The sequence below is a fragment of the Rhodococcus sp. IEGM 1381 genome, from assembly GCF_030056795.1.
In the GTDB taxonomy this organism is placed as follows: Bacteria; Actinomycetota; Actinomycetes; order Mycobacteriales; family Mycobacteriaceae; genus Rhodococcoides.
This window is the reverse complement of record NZ_JASHKQ010000010.1, coordinates 21,013-43,862: the sequence shown is the minus strand read 5'-3', so window position 1 is coordinate 43,862 and position 22,850 is coordinate 21,013. Positions and strand designations below refer to the sequence as shown.

Sequence of the window (22,850 nt, the reverse complement as noted above, 5' to 3'; positions counted from 1 at the left end):
CTGCCGAACTCTAAGGAACACAATGCGAATCGCAGTAGTAGGCGGTGGCCCCGGCGGGTTGTACTTCGCAGCTCTCGCCAAGCAACTGAACCCGTCCCACGAGATCACCGTGTGGGAACGCAACGCAGCCGACGACACGTTCGGCTTCGGGGTGGTCTTCAGTGACGAGACGCTCGGCGCCATCGAGAATGCCGACCCCGTCATCTACCACCGCATGGCACGACATTTCGCGCGCTGGGACGACATCGACGTCCACTACCGAGACACCGTCCACACCGCAGGCGGCCAGGGCTTCGCGGCGATGTCCCGCAAGGTCCTGCTCCAGATTCTGCAGGAACGCGCATTCGAACTCGGCATCGACGTGCAGTTCTCCACCGCCGCCCCGGACGTCGACGAACTGCGGCGCAGCCACGACCTGGTCCTTGCCGCCGACGGTCTCAACTCCGCCGTCCGGACGCGCTACGCCGACACGTTCGCCCCGTCGTTGGACGCCCGACGCAGCAAGTACATGTGGCTCGGTACCGACAAGGTTTTCGAGGCGTTCAAGTTCTACGTCGCCGAGACCCCGCACGGAGTCATGCAGATCCACGGCTACCCCTACGGCAACGACGGCAGCACGTTCATCGTCGAGATGCACGAAGACGTCTGGGAGCGAGCCGGATTCGCAGCCCACGCCGACCATACCTTTGCACCGGGCGAGAGCGACGAGAAGTCCATCGACATCGTCCGTGACCTGTTCGCGGATGTCCTGGGCGATCATCGAATCCTGTCCAACAACTCCCGCTGGATCAACTTCACCACGGTACGCAACGAACGCTGGCACGACGGCAACGTCGTCATCCTCGGCGACGCTGCGCACACGGCACACTTCTCCATCGGGTCGGGCACCAAGCTCGCCATGGAAGACGCACTGGCCCTCGCTGCGTGTCTGCACGAGAATCCGACGGTCGAGTCGGCGCTGACGGCCTACGAAGCGGAGCGTAAGCCCGTTGTCGTCTCGGTCCAGCGTGCCGCACAGGCCAGCCTGGAGTGGTTCGAGAACATCGATCAGTACGTCGGGCAGGATCCGCGGCAGTTCGCGTTCAACATCATGACCCGGAGCCGACGCATCACGTACGACAACCTCAAGCTGCGCGATCAGGAGTTCGTCGCGGACGCGGACACGTGGTTCGCCGCCGACGGACCGACCTGTCCACCGATGTTCCAGCCGTTCACGCTCGGGTCCCTCGAACTGAACAACCGCATCCTGGTGTCCTCGATGGACATGTACTCCGCTGTCGACGGCGTCCCCGGCGATTTCCACCTGGTCCACCTCGGCTCGAAGGCAATGGGTGGTCCTGCCGTCGTCATGACCGAGATGGTGTGCGTCAGCCCCGCCGGACGCATCACCCCGGGGTGCACCGGTTTGTACACCGCGGAGCAAGAGCAGTCGTGGACTCGCATCGTCGATTTCGTGCACGAACGCTCGTCGGCGAAAATCGGCGTCCAGCTGGGTCATTCCGGTCGGAAGGGTTCGACCAAGCTGATGTGGGACGGCATCGACACCCCTCTCGACGACGGCAACTGGGACGTCGTGAGCGCCTCGCCGCTGCCCTACTCGGACAAGAACCAGACACCGACCGAACTCGACGCCACGTCGATGGCCGCCATCGAGGCAGAGTTCGTGCACGCCACCGAGGCGGCCGCTCGCGCCGGCTTCGACATCCTCGAGCTGCACTGCGCTCACGGATACCTGCTGTCCTCGTTCCTGTCCCCGCTGTCGAACACACGTCAGGACGAATTCGGCGGATCACCGGAGAACCGACTGCGCTTTCCACTGCGCGTGTTCGACGCCGTCCGCGCAGCCTGGCCTGCGGATCGTCCGATGTCCGTTCGTATTTCCGCGACCGACTGGGCCGACGGCGGCAACGATGTCGACGACGCGGTGGCCATCGCGGCCGCGTTCGCACAGCGCGGTGTCGACGTCGTCAATGTGTCCTCCGGTCAGGTCGTCTCGACCGAGAAGCCGCAGTACGGCCGCAGCTACCAAACACCGTTCGCCGACCGCATTCGTAACGAGGTCGGCACGAAATACGGCACCGCTGTCATCGCTGTCGGTGCCATTTCCTCGCACGACGACGTCAACTCCGTTCTGCTGGCCGGTAGAGCGGATCTGGTGGCCATCGGCCGCTCGCACCTCTACGATCCGCAGTGGACATTGCACGCCGCGGCCGAACAGGGATACGTCGGCCCGGGAGCGGTGTGGCCCGCGCAGTTCGCAGCAGGCAATCGCAAGCCACCGACGGGACGGACCGACGGCCCACCGCCGCGGCTCAGCCTGGTTCGAGACGGCATCTCGGGTACCCGGCATGCGCGGTGGACACCGCGGCCGTCCGTACCCGCGTGACGAGAATGTGAACAATATTTACACCGGCTACACATCTGTATGTCAGGGTTAAACACATGCTCGAACTTTCGCATTGGATACCGGCATGGACTGGCTGATCTGGAATGGCAGTATCGAAACGTTCGATCCGATACTGGGGCGCGTGGAAGCCCTCGGCATCTCCGGTGGGCGTGTCGTCGCTGCAGGTACATTCGCCGAGGTGGACGCCAGGTCGACTGTCGAGACCGTGCGCCAGGACCTCAGTGGGCGCACGGTGCTCCCGGGGTTCATCGACACCCACATGCACCTCGAGAAGGCCTCGCACGAGTTCACGATGCTCCGACTGGAACACGCGCGATCCGTGGCCGAGGTACTCCAGTCGGTGGCCGGCAGAGCCCGAATCATCGCACCGGGCGGTTGGATTCGTTGTTTCGCCGATAACGCAGCCTGGAACGAGGCCAACCTCGCCGAGGGCCGCCTGCCGACGGCGGAGGAACTCGATTCGGTCAGCCCGGACGTGGCGGTGTACCTGTATCGCCGACCCGACCGCGCCGTGATCAACTCGGTCGGCGCGCGTGCGATGACGGACAAGCTGGCGGACTTCGGAATCGAGTCGTACGACCCGGAAACCGGCTACCTGTTCGGGGCGGCTGTGCGGGTCGTCAACGACGCGATCTACGTCCTCGGCATGAACGACACGCGTCACCGCCTCGACATTTTGGCCAATGCCTGCCAGAAGCTGCTGACCATGGGCATCACGTCGGTCGCGGATCCGGGTCTTGCCGGCGCGTTCGACTCCGCCTGGGATCTCTACACCAAACTTCGTTCCGAACACCGGCTGCCTCAGCGCATTCGACTGATGAATCGATTCGACTGGCGACGGCCGTTCGACACCGAGTACGCGCGGGTCCTCGGCAGCAGCGCGCTCCCCGGGACCGGTGACGACCGCCTGGCCGCGTGGTCGCTCAAACTGCTGCTCGACGGTGAATTCGTCAACGCGTGGATGCGCGACGGGGAAGGCGAGCCGTACCCCCATTACACAGTCGACGAACTCGAACGCGTCCTTCGGCTCTGCGCAGACCGAGATTGGCCGATCTGCATTCACGCGATGGGTGGTGGCGCGATCGGTGCGATCCTCGACGCGGTGCGCACGCTGGGTGACGATCGCCCACAGCACATCAGCATCGCGCACGCCTTTCACCTCGATGTCCTCGACATCCAGGCATGTGCCGAGTTGGGCATCCGCATCTCTGTCAATCCACCGCTCGCTTACGTCTACAGCAACGAGATGCGTGCGGCCTGGGGGCCGTTGGCGGCCCGCACGATGCCGTTGGCGTCCATGAAAGCACTGGGATTTCGATTCGCGGCAGGATCGGACACCCACCCAGCCGACCCGATGGTGGGTGCGCAGATCGCGGTCACCCGGCGTGCGTGGGACGGGTCGAGCATCGGGGCGCACGAGGCCCTCGATCCCAGGACCGCGCTCGAGATGTACACCCGCGACGCCGGGGACTACCTCGGGATGCCGGATCTCGGCACGTTGGCCGTCGGGTCGATCGCCGATCTCGTCTGCTGGTCCGCCGACCCCCTGGCGGTGGAGGTCTCCACCTGGCACGAACTGACGCCGGAGTGGGTCGCCATCGACGGAACCATCGTCTATGACACGACACATACCTCTGACCTGCAAAGGATTTCATCATGAGTTCCGATCTACTGCTGCACAACTGCAGCATCATCGATGCCACCCGCGCCGACGCTCTCATCGGTGCTGCGGTGTGGATCAGCGACAACAAGATCGCCGCAGTCGGTACGGAGACCGATGTGCGCGACGCTCTCGGCGACCGTCGCCATCAGGTGATGGATCTCGGCGGCCGCTTCCTCTCGCCGGGGCTGATCAATATGCACACACACCTGTCGCTGTCGTTGCCCGGCCCTCGTGGGGCAGAGATCAAGTCCATGTCCGCACCACAGTTGGTGCTGCACATGGCCGACGGAGCAGCCCGCACGCTGAAGTGCGGTGTCACGACCATTCGCTGCGTCGGCGAGAAGGACCACGCCGATTTTCCGCTGAAGGCCTCGATCGAGGCGGGCAAGCTCCAGGGCCCGCGTATGTTCACTGCAGGACGTCCGATCTGTTGCACCGGTGGTCACGGCCACGGCTCGTCGGGTGGGCTCGAATGCGATGGGGCGACGGGATTCCGGCAGGGCGTACGTCAGCAGATCCGAGCCGGCGCTGACTTCGTCAAAGTCATGATCTCCGGCGGCCTTTCGGGCCAACACGAGGAGATCGACACCCGTCAGGTCACCCGTGACGAGCTCGAGGCCGCGATCACCACCGCACACGAGTGGGGTCGCAAGATCACTGCGCACGCCGGACCTGCGCCGATCATCGCCGAGGCCGTCGAACTGGGGCTCGACTGCGTCGAGCACGGTTACCAGCTGACCGACGAGGTGACGTCCGCGATGGCCGAGAAGGGATGCGCGTTGGTACCGACCTTGGTCGTCACCAGGTGCAAGTCCTTCTTCGACGAACTCGGCGTCCCCGAGTGGATGCAGCAGCGTGCGCTCGGCGCCGGGGAGCGGCACATGCAGAGCTTCCGTAGTGCAGTGGCGGCCGGAGTGACGGTCATGCTCGGCAGCGACATGCCACCGTTCTGGACGTTCGAGGGCACGAGTGCAGCCGTACGCGAACTCGAGCACATGTCCGACGGCGCTCTCGGTGCCAAGGCAGCGCTGGCTGCGGCGACGATCGTTCCAGCGCAATGGCTTCGCGTGGACGACATGCTCGGTACCGTCGAAGCAGGCAAGTATGCCGACCTCATCGTCACCGACGGCGATCCGTCGCTCGATACCTCCACCTACCGCACACTGTCGGTGGTCGTGAAGGACGGGGTCATCGTGCGCGACGACCTCAGCGCTGTGTACGAGCCGGAGGACGCGACCGTATGAATCCCGATGTGACGACTCTGATCCAGGGCGAACTCGACGACATGTACGACGCGTTCCAGCACCGTGATTGGGAGCGCTTCAATGTCCATCTCGATCCGTCGGTCACCGCGTGGGAGACACATCTTCCAGAGATGATCGACGGGCAAGCGGAACTGGACGCGCTCCGTGCGAGTCGCCCGGCCCCGGCTCGTCTGTCGGACTTCGGGGCGTCGGCATTGAAGGTCGACTCGTGGGGAGACACTGCGCTAGCCCGCTACCTCCTGATCGGCATCGATGCCGCGACGGCGATCGAACGCCGGTCGCGGGTCACCGAAGCATTCCGTTGGAACGGAACCCGATGGGTCATCGTGCACAGACACTCGGAGCGGCTGCAACCGGTTCCGAGCGCCTGAGCCGATCAGGGGTTGGGCGGGGTGACCGACAGCAGGAACTCTGCCGGAGCACCCGAATCGTTGAGATACCGATGCGGCAGACGGGAATCGAACGTGACACTTTCTCCGATCGCGAGATCGTATCGAAGGCCGGCGATCTCGGCCGACATCGCGCCCACCACGACCACCGCGCATTCGGTCGACGGATGGCACCACCCCTCGTCGGACGTGGACTCCCCGTGCGCGATTCGCCCGTGCAGTACCTCGAGGTCGGTCCGCCCCGGGGTCAGCCGTTCGTACGTCATATGCCCCTCGGCGCCGGACAGTTTCGGTCGCTTTCCCGGCCTGCTGACGTGCACCGCAGGTGGTGGCCCTTCGGCGAAGAGCGTGGACAGGTCCGCGCCGAACACGGTCGCCAATTTTCGAATGGTGCTCAAGCTGGGATCGGTATTGCCTCGCTCTATCTGACTGAGCAGGCCTGCGGATACTCCAGCGGCATCCGCAAGCTGCCGGAGTGACATCCCACGGTCCTTGCGCAGACTCCGAACTTGTTCGTGCAACACGTTTTACCCCCTCTTTTCCAAGCCGGCCCTCAGTCTCACGGATGACATCCAAGAAAAGTAGAGCGTTTACTTAGATTAAACGTTTGTGCACTGTAACTTTACAAGAGCACCGTAATCTAATGGCATCGACCTTCGACGCTTCCGTCGGGTTCCCTCTCAGCCTTCCGCAAGGAGAATCATGTTCGCGTTCTCATCGTCCAGGCGCCGAGGCAATGTGGTCACGCCACGTGCCGGCCGCGCACGGGCAGCCATTGCCCTTGCTGCAGTTGCTCTCACCGCTGCTGCGGGGTGCTCCGCCGGAGGATCGTCGAGCGGTGCCGACGACACCCTCGTCGTGAACACCTCCTTCGTCTACAAGACACTCGATCCGGCCCGCGCCTATGAGCAGACCGGTTACTTGAGCGTGCATTCCCTGTACTCGACGCTGCTCACCTTCGAAGGCGCCGACATCACCACCCCGGTCCCCGACCTGGCCGAAAGCTTCGAGGCGAACGCGGACAACACCGCATTCACATTCACCCTGCGCGACAACGCCGTCTTCTCCGACGGATCACCCGTCACGTCGGAGGACGTTCTGTTCTCCCTCGACCGAATGCTCAACATCAAGGGCAGCGCGTCCGGCTTCTTCGCCGGACTCACCTTCGCCGCACCCGACGAGCGCACCGTGACCATCACCAGCGAAATCCCGCGTCCGACCTTGGTCACGCTCCTCGCGATGCCTGCTGCGTCGATCGTCAATTCCGAGGTGGCGCAGGCGAACGGTGCGAGTGCTGCACCCGACGCCGCTACCGCAGACACCGCGCAATCGTTCCTCGACTCCGAGTCGGCCGGCAGCGGACCGTACATCGTGGACCGCAACGATCCCGGTAACGAAATCGTCCTCACCGCCAACGAGAACTACTGGGGCGAAAAGCCCGAATTCACCCGAGTGGTGATCCGCAACACCGATATTCAGAATCAGAAGCTGACGATGACGCGCTCCACGTCACCCGAGCTGTCCCTCGACCTGACCGGAAACCTGCTCGACGGGTTGCCCGAATCGCTGACGGTGTCCGAACTGCAGGACACGATGTACTACGCGTACGCCAACACGAACCCCGCCGTCTCCGAGATCACAAGCAACCCCGCGTTCGCGACCGCATTCAAGGCCGCCCTCGATTACGAAGGCATCGCAGGACTCTACGGTCGTGGTGGCGACACCCTTGGTGGATTCATCGCTCCCGCGTACCCCGGCTCGCTGCCGAAGGAAGACGGGCCGGTCCAGGACCTCGCCCTCGCCACCAGGCTGATCGACGAAGCCGGCCTGGCAGGCCGACCGGTCGAGTACATTTATCCGGCCATCACCTACCGTGGCGTCGATCTCGGCACAGTGGCGACAAAGATCCAGGGCGACGTCGCCAAGGCCGGTATCGAACTGCAGCTCACCCCGCTTCCCCTCGCCGCGTTCCTCGAGCGCAACCGTGCCGGCCAGGCTCCCATGGGTATGAGTCCGCAGGCGTTGACCTACCCCCGCGCCGAGAACCTCGTCCAGCTCATGAAGCCGGGTGGCGTCAACTCCGCTCGCGCCGGATGGACCGATGCGAACGCGAGCCCCGCTGCGATCGCGGCCGCGAAGACCTTTCTCGACGACTACACCGACGAAGGACGCACCGCAGCCGTGCAGGACTGGCAGCGCGTGATGGCAACCGATTCGCCGTTCATCCCGCTCGCGGTCAACTCCGGCTGCGTCGTGTCCACGTCCGCCGTCACCGGTGCCGAATACACACCGGCCGCCTGGATCGTCGACCTCGCCTCCGTCAAGGCTGCGTAACCCATGTCCACTCCACAACTGTCCGCGTCGATGCCCGTCGGGTCGACCGAGACCCCGGTCGACACCGGTGGCCGGAAGTCGCGAAAGAACCGGCCGCTGCTGAGATTCCTGGCCCGCCGCTTGTTCACCACGATCGGACTGTTGTGGGGTGCGACCGTGGTCGGATTCATCCTCGTACAGGCAGTCCCCGGAGATCCGGTGTCTGCCAACCTGTCCGACGCAGCCCTCGGCAACCCCGAGGCGGTAGCCGCGTTCGAGCAGAGGTGGGGCCTCGACCAGCCGTTGATCGTCCAGTACTTCACCTATCTCGGCAATCTCCTGCAGGGCGACCTCGGCACGTCGCAGCAGACGGGCCGCCCGGTCCTGACCGACCTCATGGACTACGTGCCGACGACACTCGAAATCGCCGTTCCCACGTTGATTCTGTCGATCCTGATCGGTGGTGCGCTCGGCCTCATCGCTGCGGTCCGCCACGGCAAGGGTGCCGACCAAGCCGTGCGAGTCGTCTCGCTCCTCGGCTTGTCGACCCCGCCGTTCTGGCTGGCCATCCTCGCGCTCTACCTGTTCTTCTTCGTACTCGGCGTCTCCCCCAACGGGGGCAGGCTCAGCCCGCAGTTCTCGCCCCCGGACAAGGTCACCGGCATGTACACCGTCGACGCCGTGCTCACCGGTCAGTTCGATGTCGCCTGGGACGCAGCGCAGCACACAATTCTCCCCATTCTCGTGCTGACTTCGGTGACGGTCGCGATGCTCACCCGCTTCGTCCGCTCGGCACTCCTCGAGGTGCTCCGCAAGGACTACATCTCGGCCGCATACGCCAAGGGATTGTCCACCCGCACCGTTCTACTCAAGCACCTCATGCGGGCGGGCATCGTGCCGATCATCACCGTCATCGGTATCAGCTTCGCCACCCTGCTGTCCGGAACAGTCCTCGTCGAGAGCATCTTCTCCTGGCCGGGTCTCGGTCAGTACGCGTACCAGAGCGCCACCGCGCTGGATCGGCCCGCAATTCTCGGCGTCACCCTGTTCGTGGCGGCCGTCTACCTGCTCCTGAACCTGATTGTCGACCTGCTGTACGGGTTGGCCGATCCGAGAGTCCGACTGACATGACACTGACCGACTCCAGAGCCGCAGCCGACGCACCCGCCACCCGTATCACCAAGGGCCGCAAACCTCGTCGGTGGTGGCCGAAGAAGACCGAAGCCAGCAAGATCTGGCGCCAGCCGGTGGTCGTCGCAGCACTGATCATCGCGAGCGGATGGGCGTTCATTGCGGCCTTCGCGCCACTGCTCGCACCGTTCGGCCCACTCGAACAGACATCGAACATCTACGCGAGTCCGAGCGCCGAACACCTCTTCGGTACCGACGAACTCGGCCGCGACGTGCTCTCCCGCGTCATCTACGGTGCGCGGTTGTCGATCCCCCTCGCACTGTCGATCGTGGCAGCCTCGCTCGTGGTGGGCGGACTGCTCGGCATGATCGCCGGCTACATCGGTCGATTCGTCGACGAGGGGATCATGCGGCTGACGGACCTCGTGTTCGCCTTCCCGCAGATCATCCTGGCCATGGCCGTCACCGCCGCTTTCGGACCGAGCACGCGCAACGCGGTGCTCGCGCTGGTGATCGTCTCCTGGCCCGTGTACGCCCGCGTCATCCGCGGCGCCGTGCTCAGCACCCGCAACGAGGACTACCTGAACGTCTCCCGCATGCTCGGCGTCGGGCCGATCAAGGCGTTGCGGCGTGATGTCTTGCCCAACAGTGTCGGCCCCGCGATCGTGCTAGCCACCCTCGAGGTCGGCAACGCCATCCTGCTGCTCGCCGCGCTGTCGTTCCTCGGTCTCGGACCGAGGCCACCCGCTCCGGAGTGGGGCGCGATGATCGCGCTCGGCACCAACGACATCAGCCGCTGGTGGGTCAGCGTCTTCCCCGGGCTCGCCATTCTGACAGTCGTCCTGGCGTGCAACGTCATCGGCGACGCACTTCGCGATCGACTCGATCCGCATTCTCTCGGAGGTCGCTGACATGATCGGTTCCGCATACGCCACACCGGCTCCGGCCGACACGGCCACGACTGCACCGCCGCTGCTCACTCTCGACGGCGTCGGCGTCAGCCTGCCCAGCGTCGACGGCGCGTTCGACGTCCTCGCCGACGTGAATCTCTCCGTCGGCCGCGGTGAGATCGTCGGCGTCGCAGGTGAGTCCGGGTCCGGCAAGAGTATGACCGGACGCGCCCTGCTCAACCTTCTTCCCGACGGTGCGGCGACCCGAGGCACCATCACGTTCGACGGAACGGACCTGAACTCCCTCGACCGCAAGGGCTGGCAACGGCTCCGCGGCGGCGAGATCGCGATGGTGTTCCAGGATCCCACTGCTGCCCTGCATCCGATGCTCACGGTCGGGTCGCAGCTGACCGAGCACATGCGAGTGCATCTCGGTCTGAGCAAGTCCGCTGCGAAAGCTCGAGCCGTCGAACTGCTGGAACAGGTGCGCATCCCGGATCCGAAGAACGCGCTGAAGAACTACCCACACCAGTTCTCCGGAGGCATGCGTCAACGCATCGCCATCGCCATCGCTCTCGCCGCGGAACCGAAGTTGGTGATCGCGGACGAGCCGACCACGGCACTCGACGTCACCGTGCAGGCGGGCATTCTGCATCTGTTCCAGCGTCTGAGCCGGGAGATGGACCTGTCCGTCGTGTTCATCACGCACGATCTCGGGGTGTTGGCCGCCCTGGCCGAACGCACCTACGTCTTCTACGCCGGACGGGTCCTCGAAACCGCGCCGACCGAGGAGCTGCTGCGCAACCCACGGCATCCGTACACCCGCGCGTTGTTGAAAGCACGACCGGAGACGTCCGACGTCGATGGTGTCCGCGCCGAGCTGACACCCATCGCCGGTCAGCCGGTCACGGCGTCCACGGCTCCCGAGGGCTGCCCGTTCGCGCCGCGGTGCCCCGACGTCGAGGACGTCTGCGCACCCGTGGTGCCGCCACTCGCTCGGGTACCTCGCATCGAGAGCCTGCGGATGCCCAGCATCTTCCACAGCGCGGCCTGCGCGGTACACAGTCCCGCCACAGCGACACCATCGAAGGAGAAGTCGTGACCGCACTACAAATGAACGACGTTGCCGTCGAATACAAGTCGTCGTCGGGCTCGATTGTTCGGGCCGTCGACGGCGTCTCGCTGACCGTCGCTCCGGGTCAGATCGTCGGCCTGGTGGGCGAATCCGGCTGCGGAAAATCCTCGCTGGCCCGGGTCGCATCGGGGTTGATCGAACCCGCATCGGGCACCGTCACCCTGGCCGGCGACCGCGTCCGACCGTTGGGGTGGCGCAAGCGCTCGGCAGCCCAACTCGGTCTGCAGATGGTGTTCCAGAATCCGTATTCCTCCCTCAATCCCCGGCGCCGCGTCGGCGAGCAGTTGATGGACGGCGTACCCGCCGATGTTCGAGGCAGTGCGCGTCGCGATCGTGCACTGGCGCAGCTCGATCGGGTCGGCATGCCGAGTTCGGCCGTCACCCGGTACCCGCACCAGTTCTCCGGTGGTCAGCTCCAACGCATCGCCATCGCGCGCGCCCTGGTCGCCGAACCGTCGGTGCTCATCGCCGACGAACCTGTCACTGCCCTCGACGCGTCGTCTCAGGTGCAGGTCGTGAACACGCTGACCGAGCTGGTCAAGGAGCTCGGCGTCGGGATGCTGTTCATCTCGCACGACCTGTCGCTGGTCCGTCATATCGCCGACGTCACGGCGGTGATGTACCTGGGCAGGGTCGTCGAAGCTGCACCGACGGAACGACTCTGGAGAGATCCCAAGCATCCGTACACCGAAGCATTGATCGCAGCGATCCCGCGGGTCGAAGCTGGAGTCGGACTCCCCCAGACGCTCGCGGGTGAGGTTCCCGACCCCAGCAACCGGCCGAGCGGTTGCAGCTTCGCCCCACGCTGTGCGCACGCGTTCGATGCGTGCCGTACCGAACCGACCTTGCTGGTCGACGGCCCCGGTCAGGTCGCCTGCTGGTTGACCGACACGCCGGCACTTGCGTCGACCCGCTGACACATTCTCTACACATTCGAGGAGTGCACCACCCTATGAGCACCGCGCAACAAGACCCAACCCCAGACTCCGGAACGGACATGGAGTTGTACGACCTGCGCATCCATGTCGACCGAATCGAAGGTCGCTCCGTGTGCGGAATGATGGTCGACGACTATATCGACATCGTTCGCTCCAACGAGATGCGGCTGCCGGAAGGCAAGCACTTCTGCATGTACGCCTTCGCAGCCATCCTGCCGATGCTCTCGGCCAAGCAACGTGACCTCCCCGCCGACGACTGGATGAACAAAGATTCGCTGGTCGCGTGCCCAGATCCCGAAGAACGGTTGATCATGCGTATCGAGCGCACCGGAAAGTGCCAGCTGCGGTCCGAGGACCTGACGTGAGCACTCCTGCAGTCGAATTCGGCCTCGGTATCCAGGGCGACAAACCCGCAGGAGAGTACGGGCGCCTCGCGGCGATCGCGGAACGCTACGACTTCGACGTCATCAGTGTCTTCTCCGATCTGATGTTCTCCCCGCCGATCTTCCCCCTGCTCGAGATGGCGGCAGCCACCGATCGGGTTCGTCTCGGACCGGCGTGCTGGAACCCATACTCGATGCACCCCTACGAGATCGCCGGCCAACTCGCGGCCCTCGATCTCGCGTCGAACGGTCGGGCGTACTTCGGACTCGCACGCGGAACCTGGCTCGGTGACGTCGGATTGGCGCAACCGAGTCCGCTCGGGTACCTCGCCGAGGTGATCGAGTACGTATACACCCTGCTCGAGGGCAAGGGACGCGGCTTCGAAGGCAAGCACTTCCGCCTGGCCGACGGCGTCACACCCCGCTTTCCGATCGCGCGAGCTCGTCCGCCCCTGCTGATGGGCGTGTGGGGACCGAAGGCGTCGGCGTTGGCAGGCGGTATCGCCGACGAGATCAAGATCGGCGGAACGGCGAACCCCGCCATGGTGGACATCATGCGTGCCCGCCTCGCCCCCGGTGAGATCAAGGCCGGCAGGGTCGTGGGTCAGACGCGCATCGTGCTCGGCGCCGTCACCGTCGTCGATCTCGACGGCCCGGCAGCACGCGCCAAGGCCCGACGCGAAGTCGCGATGTATCTGGCCGTCGTGGCCGAACTCGATCCGACGGTGGAGATCCCGACCGATCTGCTCGATCGCGTCAAAGCGTTCGTCGCCGACGGTGATCACGACGGAGCCGGCCGATTGATCCCGGACGATCTTCTCGACCTGTTCGCGTTCTCCGGTGATCCCGACCAGGTCGCCGCCCAGGCGCAGAAGCTCATCGACGCCGGTGTGCACCGCATCGATTTCGGCACCCCTCAGGGTTTGACCGACGATCGGGGCATCGAGGTACTCGGCGAACACGTCCTGCCCCAGCTGCAGGCAGCCAGAAGTGCGGTGGCACTGTGACCGACATTTCGAAGAACATTGACATCGTCGCGGCTCCCGGAGTCTTCGCGGACCTGCGTACCGCAGAAGAGCTGGTCGCCCGGGCGCTCGCCGCCCGCGGCCTGACCGGCGGAATCGTCCAATCCCCTACTGGCTCCGGCGAGGTCATCGTCGTGCCCGGTGCCGGATCAACCGTCGACACGGCGTCGTACAGCAATGTCGTACGGGTCGATCTCGGGCAGTGCCCGCCGGATCGTTCCGACGGGATTCGTACCCACATTCGTGCGCGCGGTCTCGATGGCCTCCGGTTCGCCATCGACAGTGTCTACTTCCATCGCTTCCACCCCGGCACCATCGTCGAGTACGGCGAGCACCGCGAGCAACGCGTCGAATTGCGGCTGCCCGACGGCGAGGGACCGTTCCCAGTCGCCGTGCTCATCCACGGTGGGTACTGGCGGTCGCGGTGGGAGTTCGATCTCATGGATGCGATGGCCGTCGACCTGACCGCTCGTGGGTATGCCACGTGGAACATCGAATACCGTCGCCCCGACGAGCACGGCTGGGACACCATGACCAGCGACGTCGCTGCGGCGTTCGCGGCTTTGGCATCGGGACCGGACGCCCTGGATCTGAGCAGGATCGTCGTGCTCGGACACTCCGCAGGCGGGCAGCTTGCGCTGCGCCTCGCCGCCGACACCGTCGACGCGGCCGTGACGCCCGCGTTGGCCGTCAGCCTCGCAGGCGTGTTGGATCTCAAACTCGGTGACGAACGATGGCTCGGCGAGGGTGCGGTGTCCAATGCCATCGGCGCACGCTACGCCGATGCTCGCGGGGCGTACGACGCCTCGTCACCCATTGCACGCCTTCCCCTCGATGTCCCCCACCTGGTGGTGTGCGCAGTCTCCGACGACCCGAACCTGCTCGAGATCAGTCGTGAGTACTACGCGGCTGCGGCCGCGGGTTCCGACGACGTCGAGTCCATCGAGGGACCGGGTGGGCACTTCCACGTCATCGATCCTGGTTCGGAGATCTGGCGGGACATCGTCGAGGCGGTCGAGAAGGCCCTGGCGTCGTAGCCACTCAGCCGAACGACGAGCGGCCCGGACGTATCGCACGTCCGGGCCGCTCGTTTGCTCGTCTAGGCGGAGCAGCCCGTCGGAAGTGCTGTGGCCGCGCGCAGACGCGAACGCCCCACTGCCGAGGATCGACCCAGTACGGTCAACAACGCCGTACGGGGAAGGTCCGGCACATTGTTCAACTGCCCGACTCGATACGAGAACCGCTGGGTGTGCTCGATGAGGGGACGTTCCGTGGCTTCCCAGCTCGTCAGTGCGTCGCGGAGCGAGCCCTCGGTGTGGGTGACTGCATGAGCGAGCCCGAAGGCGTTGGTCATCGCGCATCCTCCGCCCTGCCCGAGATATGGGGGCTGCGCGTGGGCTGCATCGCCGAGTACTGCAACCTTTCCTGTCGACCAGGTTTCTAGTTCCACCTGTTCGAAGTCGTCCCATCGCAGATCACCGACCACCGCCTCGACGAGGGGGCGTAGGTGCGGAAACGACCGGATCCACTCGTCACGCGGAAGAACATCTCCCTGCGCCGCGAAGTCCGCTGCTGGACAGACGAAAGCGATGTAGACCTGGGTGGCGCTGCTCGGTGTGTAGAGCACGAATCGCTTACCGGACATGTACTCGATGTAGTTCGCTTCGTCGCCGGCGGGAACAAGACCCGGGGCCCGATCGATCAACACCCGTGCGCAGCGCTGGTCGAGGCTACGGCGTTGGCGCAACAGTCCGAGCCGGTCGCGCAGTCTCGACCCGACCCCGTCCGCCACGACGACCAGGTCGGCGAACTCGGTCCGGCCATCTGCGAACGTCACCGACCCCTCCGGTTCCACGGACTTGGCTGCGGAATTCGATTCGAACCGGACACCGGATGCGTGACATGCATCGACGAGCCCGTTGATGAGGTTTTCGCGCAGCACGGTCAGTACTCTCACTCCCCCGGGCGAATTCACCGGTACCGATGCGACTGTCGAGTTTCGATTGTTACGTGTCTCGATCGCGCGTCCGCAGTGGGCACCGCGGATGACCTTCTCGAGCACTCCGAGACGGTCGAGGACGGCCATCCCGTTGCTCCACAGGTAGATTCCGGACCCGAAGGCCCGAATCTCGGTATCTCGCTCGTGCAACGTCACCGACCAGCCCTGGCGAGCTAGGGCCGCAGCGGCAGTCAACCCGCCGATTCCGCCACCGATGACCTCGGCGCGGCGTGAGACCTCGTGCATGGATCGTCCTTTCACAGCGTGGAGTGGCTCCATTTGGCGACCACGGAACAGGATCCTGCCGAAACCCGCCTTTCGGTCAGCATGACCGACTGGGGTCCCTCCCGCTTGCGGGGGCGTACTGGCTGCCGGAGTCCGAATGATGTATCAGCTCAGCAGCTTTCACTGAATGACCCTCCCTCTTGCGTTGCCACAGGGCCATCCGAAGCGGGATCGTCACCAGGTCCACAGTCTTCGACATCGATGCATGCCAGGCGACGATCCTGCGGGAGAACACGTCGATGATGAACACCACGTACACCCACCCGGCCCACGTTCGGCAATATGTGAAGTCGGTGACCCACACTCGGTTCGGTTCAGCAGCGCTGAACTGCCGGTTGAGCAGGTCGCCCGCTCGCACGCCGTCGGCCGATCGGATTGTGGTTCTGATTCCCTTCGCTCGTCGAATACCGTTGTGGCAGAGCGTTTTCATCGCACGATCGACCGCACCGTAGGACACCCCGGGGATCGCGGTCCGGTCCAGATGTGCGCGCATCTTCACCCTCCCGTACAACCCTTCCGGTGTCATCTTCCGCCGGCCGTCTGCTGGGGGCACCTCCCGCTTGCGGGGGACGGTGTTCCACACGACCTCCCTGACCGCGTCGACGACGTGGGCGTCGGAGACGGTGCGCGCAGCCGGCGTGCGTACTCGCCATGCTCGGTAGGTTCTCGCGGCGATCTTGCAGCCCTGATCACTCAGGACTCGGCAGATCGACTCGACCGCAGAACCGTTGGCACGCAACGAATCTATGAAAGCGATGATCATCGGTTGCGGGGGTCGAGTTCCCCCGCGAAGAAAGTTGTCGCAGCTTTGAGGATCGCGACGTCCTCGCGCAGCTGCTTGTTCTCGGCTTTGAGCTTTTTGATCTCCGCCGATTCCTTCGACGTAGTGCCGGCGCGGGCGCCTTGGTCGACCTGGGCTTGCAGGGCCCAGCGCCGCACCGTCTCCTGGCCGACACCGACTTGCTTGGCGATCGCCTCCGCCGCGGCGGTCACCGAGGCGTATTCCGCGCCGTGTGCTTCCAGCAACCACAGGGCCCTCGAGCGGACCTCTGGATCGATTTTCTTGGGTATGACATGCGTCCTTCCTGACTCAGAAGGAAGCGGCATCAAACCTGGGGTGCTTCACCCTGCCCAACCGTTCCCACTTGCGACACTCTCGTGACACCGAGCCACCGACGATCGGTCCGTGCCGGACAGTCGTGAACGGTCACGGACCGGCACGGTAACGGCACTGGGCGGTTCGAAGTCCGACGGCTCGGCAGCTCGACAAAGTCGGGTATTGGCTGTTTGATCTGCCTCGGGTGAGGCGGATGACGTGCGTAAATGCTACCGGCTCGGTCGAATCTGGGGATGGTGTATGCCGTGGCCGAGGCCTCTCGTGACTCTGCGACTCGGGGCCCTGCCTATCGGGTATCCAACCAAGTCCCTCGATCGACATCACCCGCTGCCATGTCGCGGACAGGCTTCTGGGATGGGCCGATCGCGACGCTCGCGCATTTGGTGCCCGGGGCAGATCCACGCCCGCGATCGGGATTTGGCTGCACCGCAACGACGCACGCCAGCTAGTCGAACTTTACAGTGGTGCCCGCTTCGCCGCGCTGCGTGCGCACCGGTCCAACCCTGAACATCAGCATCCACTTAGTTGAGAATCGGCATCGCCCACAACGCCGGGTCCGCCACGATCGACGACCTCCATATACGAGAAGACATCATCCTGTACGAAACCAAAGAGGAACAAGATCATCGACCAACGCACGAAATTCGCTCTTCGTCTCGGGGACTGCCGCGACCCCTGGGCGTGCGGCGGTCTGACCGAACACACAATTCACACAAGTAGGAAGTTAGGGTGACTGCGTCCAGTTCTTCTTGTCCGATCCCTCACTTCTCGTTACACAAGTCGGAATTCTACGACGCAGTCGGTTTCAAGGAGCATGACACTCAGTGGGTCGTGAGCAGCCTGAACATGGCCTGAACTTCGTCCACAGTCGGCGTGGGTAGGCTGCCTCGGGCGTGCACGAATCCGATCCCCGAGTACACCAAAATTCCCGCCCGCAGGCGTGCGTCATCGGGTTCGAACTCGAGATCGAGCAACGAGCGATGCACCACGTCGAATATTCGATTGTCGAGGTTGCGCACCGCATCCGCGATCTTCTCGTAATTTCGAGCCCAGTCGCGAACAGCGGACTCGACCGCGAACGTTCGATGGTCGATCAACAGCTCCGCCATGATGTTCAGCCGCTGCTCGACCTCGATGGCCTCCAGACCTTTCAGCCCCCGCAGCGTGTCGTTTTGACCGTCGCACCATTTGTCCGCGATCGCCTCCATGAGCTGGTCGATATCCGCGAAGTGCCAGTAGAAGCTGCCTTTCGTGACGTCCAGACGTTCACATAGCGTGGTGATCTTGACGCCGGATACTCCGTCGGTCGCCATGAGATCGAATGAAGCGTCGATCCAGTCATCGACGGACAGCCGCGTTGTACGACGCACCCCATTCTTGGCACCTGATTTCGTTCCGGCCGCTTTCTTCGCCGGTGTGCGGCGAGGCGCTGCCGCCTTGGGGGTGCCTGCCATCAGATCCAACTCCTCACTGTTCGTGCGGCGTGCCGCCCACTGATCGTACGATCCGAGACCGTTATTCGACGGTAACGGCATCGAGAGCCAACTGTCGGACGAGCGGATTCCGCATCAGCTGCGCGTGGTTCGTCCGATCGTTCACGTCCAAATCCTGGATGATCAAACTCTCGCTACCAGGCAATGCTGCCGAGAGCGGCGAGGTCATCAGCCCGTCGTACCGCGAGATGACATTGACGTACTGCACGCCCGGCGACATCCAACCATCGCGACCCACGCCGGCCATGTATCCCGAGTTGGCGATGATCTGCCCACACACCGCGCATATCGGTTCGAGGACAGGCTTTTCCATGGCTGCAAGCGTGTCGTAGATCCCGATTCGGCGATTGAACGCAGCCACCGTCCCGAGTCCTGCCAGGTCTGTACCGTTCCACAGCGGACCCACGGTCACCAGCGAACGCACGTGCGTTGAACTCGAACGAGCGATCCACTGCTGGGCTACCAACCCGCCCGCACCGTGTGCGAGTAACTGCACGTCTTCCGCGCCGGTACGGCCAAGAACCGATTCCACGAATGCACCCAACTCGACTGCCGAGTCCTCGATCGACGTCAGGCCCGCCACCTCGAGGTCGGCCCGCTGCAACAGAACCGAAGCCACCGAGGCACCGTACGTGAACGCGAACGCGCATATCCCTCGACGGCCCAGTTCCTCGACCCAGCCATCCCATTCCTTCTCCGACGATGCGAGATCGTGCACGAGGATTGTAGGTCTTGTGCATGCTCCTGGTGACGCGGCCGCCGGCGAGACGAAGATTGACAAGGAAGAAATCATCGACACCGCGATCGCCAGCAGCATCGGTCGACCAACGTGCTCACGCACCATTTTCAGCCCTTCGATCAGCGGAATCGACGAAACAGATTTACCACACCATACAGTGCGGTATGGTGTGTGTCACACCGTTCGCCGCCCTCGAAAGGCCTTCTTGATGACGCAGAACATGACCCGCCGGAACGCATTTCGCGTCCTGGGAGTCGGCGCAGCTACCGTCGTCCTCGGCGGTGTCGGGGGCTCGCGCGCGTTCCCTGCGCCTGCCGACAACGCTTTCGAGAGTCCCCTGCTTTTCCACTCGCCCAAAATGGTGCCGTTCCAGGACGCACTTCCGACGCTCCCGACGGTCTCCGGATCGAGTCTTTCGGTCGACGCGGTATCCGCCGCGCACCGGTTTCATACCGACCTGCCGAACGTGCCGACACTCGCGTACCACTGCGGCCCCACCGCGCAGCCCGGCTATCTAGGTCCCATCATCGAGGGGCACGCCGACGAGCCTCTGACCCTGCGCTTCTCCAACCGTATGGGTATACACCCGATTGCTCAGGACATGGACACCTCGCTGCACGGCGTCACCGAAGGCTTTCGTACCGCAACTCCGATGTCGCTGCACCTGCACGGCGGCGTGACCCCTCCGGAGAGCGACGGAAACCCCGAGCAGCTCACACGCCCCGGCGAGAGCATCGTCCACCACTTCCCCAACGGTCAGGAAGCCGCAACACTCTGGTACCACGACCATGCGATGGGAATCACCCGAGTCAACGTCTACGCGGGCCTGGCCGGAATGTACCTGTTACGGGATCGCTTCGACACCGGGCTTGCCGACAATCTCCTCGGACTTCCGTCAGGCGAATTCGAAATGCCGCTGGTCATGCAGGAGAAGATCTTTCGCGAGGACGGTCACCTGAGCATCCGATCGACCCGCATCGTGCCCGAGGGCTCATGGGAAGGCGGAGCTGTCGGCGACGTCGGTCTCGTGAACGGCGTCGTCTGGCCCGAACTCACCGTCGCGCGGGGTCTGTACCGCTTTCGGATAATCAACGCCGCGTCGTACAGCGTGTGGAGTTTGCATTTCGAGAACCATATGCGGTTCTGGGTCATCGGAAACGACGGCGGGTTGCTCGATGCGCCGGTACCCGTCACGTCCATCAGGATGGCTCCAGGTGAAAGGTACGACCTGCTCGTGGACTTCTCCGGATACGACGCCGGCGCGACGGTGGAGTTACGAAACGACGAGGCTCCACCGTTTCAAGCCGCAGTCATCGGCGCAGTGACGATGCCGCTGCTCTGTCGTTTTCGCGTCGGCTCGGCGCGTGGGTTCACCGGTGGCGTACCCACATCGCTGCGTGGCGGCGCAGGGCCGGCTCCGATCGAGCCGATTCGACTGCCGACCAGGGTGCGCACTGTCACCGTCAGCCAGCCGTACGCGCTCCGAAACCCGCCGGCAATCATGTCGCTCAACAACCTTCGCTACAGCGACCCGGATATCGAGATGCCGCGACCCGGCACCGTCGAGCAATGGAACATCGTCAACATCACCCCGGACCCGCACCCGATCCACATCCACCTCGTCACGTTCAGAATCCTGAGCCGCACGCCGCTCCGCACGGTCGACTACCAGGTGGCGAATCCGCAACCCGCCATCGGAATCAAGTGGACACCCGATCCGGAGGGCTTCCTCGCCGGACCGGCCTTCCCACCTGCGCCGTGGGAAGCCGGCTGGAAAGACACGGTACGGGTGGACGGCGGCACGGTCACACGCATCATCGTTCGTTTCCCGACGGCGGACGAGTTGGGTTTCGATCCCGACGCCACCTTCGCTCGGCCGGCCGATACCTCGGCGTCCGAACCGAGCGCGGAACACGGTCCCATGCACGACGTCCACAACGGAATGGATCATTCGGCAGGCGATCTGCAGGGCTACGTCTGGCATTGCCACCTCCTCGACCACGAAGACCACGACATGATGCTCAAGTACCGGATAGTGCAGTGACACAGCCACTCCAGCGAGCAGTCCGGGCGTCGATCAGCGCGACGTCCTCTGTCGGCGAGTTCTACGGTATGACGCTCGACACCGCAGTTGCTCTGGGTCGAAAAGACTTTCAGTGGCGAGAATTTGTGGATCAGAGCTGGTTCATCGCCAGAGTGTCCCTTTTGCCGACGATCTTGATGTCTATTCCGTTCACGGTGCTGGTCGTGTTCACCCTGAACTCCCTGTTGTCCGAATTGGGAGCAAGCGATCTCAGCGGAGCAGGAGCAGGACTGGGCGCAGTGACCCAGATAGGGCCGCTGGTAACCGTTCTCGTCGTCGCCGGTGCCGCCGCGACGGCAATCGCCGCCGATCTGGGATCGCGCACCATCCGTGAAGAGGTAGCGGCCATGGAAGTGCTGGGAATCGACCCCATCCATCGGCTCGTCGTTCCCCGCGTCGTCGCCTGCACCATGATCGCGGCGCTGTTGAACGGCGCGGTTTGCACGATCGGCCTCGTCGGCGGCTTCTTCTTCTCGGTGTACCTCCAGGACGTCACACCTGGTGCCTACGTCTCCGGAATCACACTGCTCGTCGGGCTTCCGGAGCTCATCCTGTCCGAGATCAAAGCCTCGTTGTTCGGTCTGCTTGCTGCGCTGATCGCCTGCTACCGCGGCCTGTCCGTCGTCGGCGGCCCCAAGAGCGTCGGCGAGGCGGTCAACGAAACCGTCGTGTTCTCCTTCGTCGCACTGTTTCTCGTCAATCTGGCGCTGACGTCGGTCGGCCTCGCCCTGAGTGACCGGTGACCGAGGTGACCGGTTACGAGTTCACCGTTCGGATGCGCCGTCAGTACCGCGGCCTCCTCGACGGTATCGACCACGTCGGCGCGTTGTCACTGTTCTTCGGGAGAGCCATCGCGTCGACCGGAAAAGCCGCTCGCGACTACCGAACCGAAACGCTGCGTGTACTTGCCGAAATCAGCCTCGGCACAGGAGCCCTGGCCGCTGTCGGGGGCAGCATCGTCGTCCTCGGTTTCCTCACTCTGTTCGCCGGTGCCACCGTCGCCGTCCAGGGATTCGACTCCCTGGGAAACATCGGAGTCGACGCGCTCACCGGATTCCTGGCCGCGTACGTCAACGTCAGAGTGGTGGCACCCATCACCGCAGGCATAGGACTGGCGGCGACCATCGGTGCAGGAACCACCGCACAACTCGGCGCTATGCGCATCAGCGAAGAGATCGACGCACTCGAAGTGATGGCGATCAAATCGGTTCCCTATCTGGTCGGGACACGCATCCTCGCGGGCATGATCGCAGTTCTGCCGCTGTATTCACTGTCACTGATTACCTCGTTTCTCGCGAGCAGAATTGCGACGGTCGCGGTACTCGGACAATCGGGTGGTGTCTACGACCACTATTTCTCGACGTTCCTTGTTCCCTCGGACGTGCTCTGGTCGTTCCTCCAGGTATTCGTGATGGCAGCCGCAGTCATGCTCATCCACACCTACTACGGATACACGGCGTCGGGTGGACCTGCCGGCGTCGGTGCCGCAACAGGACGCGCAGTGCGACTCTCGCTCATCACCGTCGTCATGGTGACGCTGATGATTTCACTTGCCCTGTACGGTAACTCGCGATCAGTACACCTGGCAGGATGAC

The 22,850-nt window shown here is 64.1% G+C and carries 19 protein-coding genes and 1 pseudogene; 15 read left to right on the top strand and 5 right to left on the bottom strand.

Annotated features, from left to right (window positions below):
* Positions 1-22 precede the first annotated feature (22 nt).
* From QM797_RS19360 to QM797_RS19345, 4 genes are all read left to right on the top strand, one after another.
* Complete coding sequence (locus QM797_RS19360; protein WP_283277287.1) at positions 23-2,386, top strand: bifunctional salicylyl-CoA 5-hydroxylase/oxidoreductase; 2,364 nt, start codon at positions 23-25, stop codon at positions 2,384-2,386.
* Between the two features lie 85 nt (positions 2,387-2,471).
* Positions 2,472-4,067 carry an amidohydrolase gene (locus QM797_RS19355; RefSeq protein WP_283277286.1) on the top strand — a complete coding sequence of 532 codons (1,596 nt, stop codon included), beginning with the start codon at positions 2,472-2,474 and terminating at the stop codon, positions 4,065-4,067.
* Entirely contained in the window at positions 4,064-5,314 is a 1,251-nt protein-coding gene (locus QM797_RS19350; protein ID WP_283277285.1) for an amidohydrolase family protein, read from the top strand. The genes QM797_RS19355 and QM797_RS19350 overlap by 4 nt, the downstream gene beginning before the upstream one ends.
* Positions 5,311-5,706: a nuclear transport factor 2 family protein gene (locus QM797_RS19345; protein ID WP_283277284.1), complete on the top strand. Its 396-nt coding sequence runs from the start codon at positions 5,311-5,313 to the stop codon at positions 5,704-5,706. The genes QM797_RS19350 and QM797_RS19345 overlap by 4 nt, the downstream gene beginning before the upstream one ends.
* Positions 5,707-5,711: 5 nt before the next feature.
* Here QM797_RS19345 and QM797_RS19340 read toward each other — a convergent pair whose 3' ends face one another.
* On the bottom strand, positions 5,712-6,248 hold the full coding sequence (locus QM797_RS19340; protein ID WP_283277283.1) for a helix-turn-helix domain-containing protein: 537 nt from the start codon (positions 6,246-6,248) through the stop codon (positions 5,712-5,714).
* 178 nt (positions 6,249-6,426) lie between these two features.
* Between QM797_RS19340 and QM797_RS19335 the strand changes: the two genes are divergently transcribed.
* The 8 genes from QM797_RS19335 to QM797_RS19300 all read left to right on the top strand — a co-directional run bounded on the left by QM797_RS19335 (position 6,427) and on the right by QM797_RS19300 (position 14,576).
* Positions 6,427-8,058 (top strand): ABC transporter substrate-binding protein, encoded by a 1,632-nt coding sequence (locus QM797_RS19335; protein WP_283277282.1) that lies wholly within the window; start codon positions 6,427-6,429, stop codon positions 8,056-8,058.
* Between the two features lie 3 nt (positions 8,059-8,061).
* A complete protein-coding gene (locus QM797_RS19330) occupies positions 8,062-9,168 on the top strand; it encodes an ABC transporter permease (RefSeq protein ID WP_283277281.1) in 1,107 nt (368 codons plus the stop codon).
* Positions 9,165-10,079: an ABC transporter permease gene (locus QM797_RS19325; RefSeq protein ID WP_283277280.1), complete on the top strand. Its 915-nt coding sequence runs from the start codon at positions 9,165-9,167 to the stop codon at positions 10,077-10,079. Before QM797_RS19330 ends, QM797_RS19325 begins: the two co-directional genes overlap by 4 nt.
* Before the next feature lies 1 nt (position 10,080).
* Positions 10,081-11,160, top strand: a complete 1,080-nt coding sequence (locus QM797_RS19320) for an ABC transporter ATP-binding protein (RefSeq protein ID WP_283277279.1) — start codon at positions 10,081-10,083, stop codon at positions 11,158-11,160.
* Positions 11,157-12,110 (top strand): ABC transporter ATP-binding protein, encoded by a 954-nt coding sequence (locus QM797_RS19315; RefSeq protein ID WP_283277278.1) that lies wholly within the window; start codon positions 11,157-11,159, stop codon positions 12,108-12,110. Before QM797_RS19320 ends, QM797_RS19315 begins: the two co-directional genes overlap by 4 nt.
* An 80-nt stretch (positions 12,111-12,190) precedes the next feature.
* Positions 12,191-12,496 (top strand): TIGR04076 family protein, encoded by a 306-nt coding sequence (locus QM797_RS19310; protein WP_283277277.1) that lies wholly within the window; start codon positions 12,191-12,193, stop codon positions 12,494-12,496.
* On the top strand, positions 12,493-13,521 hold the full coding sequence (locus QM797_RS19305; protein ID WP_283277276.1) for an LLM class flavin-dependent oxidoreductase: 1,029 nt from the start codon (positions 12,493-12,495) through the stop codon (positions 13,519-13,521). The genes QM797_RS19310 and QM797_RS19305 overlap by 4 nt, the downstream gene beginning before the upstream one ends.
* Positions 13,518-14,576: an alpha/beta hydrolase gene (locus QM797_RS19300; RefSeq protein WP_283277275.1), complete on the top strand. Its 1,059-nt coding sequence runs from the start codon at positions 13,518-13,520 to the stop codon at positions 14,574-14,576. The genes QM797_RS19305 and QM797_RS19300 overlap by 4 nt, the downstream gene beginning before the upstream one ends.
* Before the next feature lie 62 nt (positions 14,577-14,638).
* Here QM797_RS19300 and QM797_RS19295 read toward each other — a convergent pair whose 3' ends face one another.
* The 4 genes and pseudogenes from QM797_RS19295 to QM797_RS19280 all read right to left on the bottom strand — a co-directional run bounded on the left by QM797_RS19295 (position 14,639) and on the right by QM797_RS19280 (position 19,226).
* The gene (locus tag QM797_RS19295; RefSeq protein WP_283277274.1) at positions 14,639-15,784 is read right to left on the bottom strand and encodes an FAD-dependent oxidoreductase; all 1,146 of its coding nucleotides are present in this window, start codon (positions 15,782-15,784) and stop codon (positions 14,639-14,641) included.
* A 106-nt stretch (positions 15,785-15,890) separates the two neighbouring features.
* A pseudogene (locus QM797_RS19290) lies at positions 15,891-16,894 on the bottom strand (IS3 family transposase); the annotation flags it as partial.
* 867 nt (positions 16,895-17,761) lie between these two features.
* Positions 17,762-18,394, bottom strand: coding sequence for a TetR/AcrR family transcriptional regulator (locus QM797_RS19285; protein ID WP_283277273.1), 633 nt, complete (start codon positions 18,392-18,394; stop codon positions 17,762-17,764).
* Between the two features lie 61 nt (positions 18,395-18,455).
* Positions 18,456-19,226 (bottom strand): esterase/lipase family protein, encoded by a 771-nt coding sequence (locus QM797_RS19280; RefSeq protein WP_283277272.1) that lies wholly within the window; start codon positions 19,224-19,226, stop codon positions 18,456-18,458.
* Positions 19,227-19,380: 154 nt separating this feature from the next.
* On the opposite strand from QM797_RS19280, the gene QM797_RS19275 reads away from it, so the two are divergent.
* From QM797_RS19275 to QM797_RS19265, 3 genes are all read left to right on the top strand, one after another.
* On the top strand, positions 19,381-21,216 hold the full coding sequence (locus tag QM797_RS19275; RefSeq protein WP_283277271.1) for a multicopper oxidase family protein: 1,836 nt from the start codon (positions 19,381-19,383) through the stop codon (positions 21,214-21,216).
* Positions 21,217-21,284: 68 nt separating this feature from the next.
* Entirely contained in the window at positions 21,285-21,998 is a 714-nt protein-coding gene (locus QM797_RS19270) for an MlaE family ABC transporter permease (protein WP_283277381.1), read from the top strand.
* A gap of 32 nt (positions 21,999-22,030) precedes the next feature.
* Positions 22,031-22,849 carry an MlaE family ABC transporter permease gene (locus QM797_RS19265; RefSeq protein WP_283277380.1) on the top strand — a complete coding sequence of 273 codons (819 nt, stop codon included), beginning with the start codon at positions 22,031-22,033 and terminating at the stop codon, positions 22,847-22,849.
* Position 22,850 lies beyond the last annotated feature (1 nt).

Coding starts and splice junctions, on each gene's coding strand:
- QM797_RS19360 (WP_283277287.1), top strand. CDS start 23: ATGCGAATCGCAGTAGTAGGCGGTGGCCCCGGCGGGTTGTACTTCGCA.
- QM797_RS19355 (WP_283277286.1), top strand. CDS start 2,472: ATGGACTGGCTGATCTGGAATGGCAGTATCGAAACGTTCGATCCGATA.
- QM797_RS19350 (WP_283277285.1), top strand. CDS start 4,064: ATGAGTTCCGATCTACTGCTGCACAACTGCAGCATCATCGATGCCACC.
- QM797_RS19345 (WP_283277284.1), top strand. CDS start 5,311: ATGAATCCCGATGTGACGACTCTGATCCAGGGCGAACTCGACGACATG.
- QM797_RS19335 (WP_283277282.1), top strand. CDS start 6,427: ATGTTCGCGTTCTCATCGTCCAGGCGCCGAGGCAATGTGGTCACGCCA.
- QM797_RS19330 (WP_283277281.1), top strand. CDS start 8,062: ATGTCCACTCCACAACTGTCCGCGTCGATGCCCGTCGGGTCGACCGAG.
- QM797_RS19325 (WP_283277280.1), top strand. CDS start 9,165: ATGACACTGACCGACTCCAGAGCCGCAGCCGACGCACCCGCCACCCGT.
- QM797_RS19320 (WP_283277279.1), top strand. CDS start 10,081: ATGATCGGTTCCGCATACGCCACACCGGCTCCGGCCGACACGGCCACG.
- QM797_RS19310 (WP_283277277.1), top strand. CDS start 12,191: ATGGAGTTGTACGACCTGCGCATCCATGTCGACCGAATCGAAGGTCGC.
- QM797_RS19295 (WP_283277274.1), bottom strand. CDS start 15,784: ATGCACGAGGTCTCACGCCGCGCCGAGGTCATCGGTGGCGGAATCGGC.
- QM797_RS19285 (WP_283277273.1), bottom strand. CDS start 18,394: ATGGCAGGCACCCCCAAGGCGGCAGCGCCTCGCCGCACACCGGCGAAG.
- QM797_RS19280 (WP_283277272.1), bottom strand. CDS start 19,226: ATGATTTCTTCCTTGTCAATCTTCGTCTCGCCGGCGGCCGCGTCACCA.
- QM797_RS19275 (WP_283277271.1), top strand. CDS start 19,381: ATGACGCAGAACATGACCCGCCGGAACGCATTTCGCGTCCTGGGAGTC.
- QM797_RS19270 (WP_283277381.1), top strand. CDS start 21,285: ATGACGCTCGACACCGCAGTTGCTCTGGGTCGAAAAGACTTTCAGTGG.
- QM797_RS19265 (WP_283277380.1), top strand. CDS start 22,031: ATGCGCCGTCAGTACCGCGGCCTCCTCGACGGTATCGACCACGTCGGC.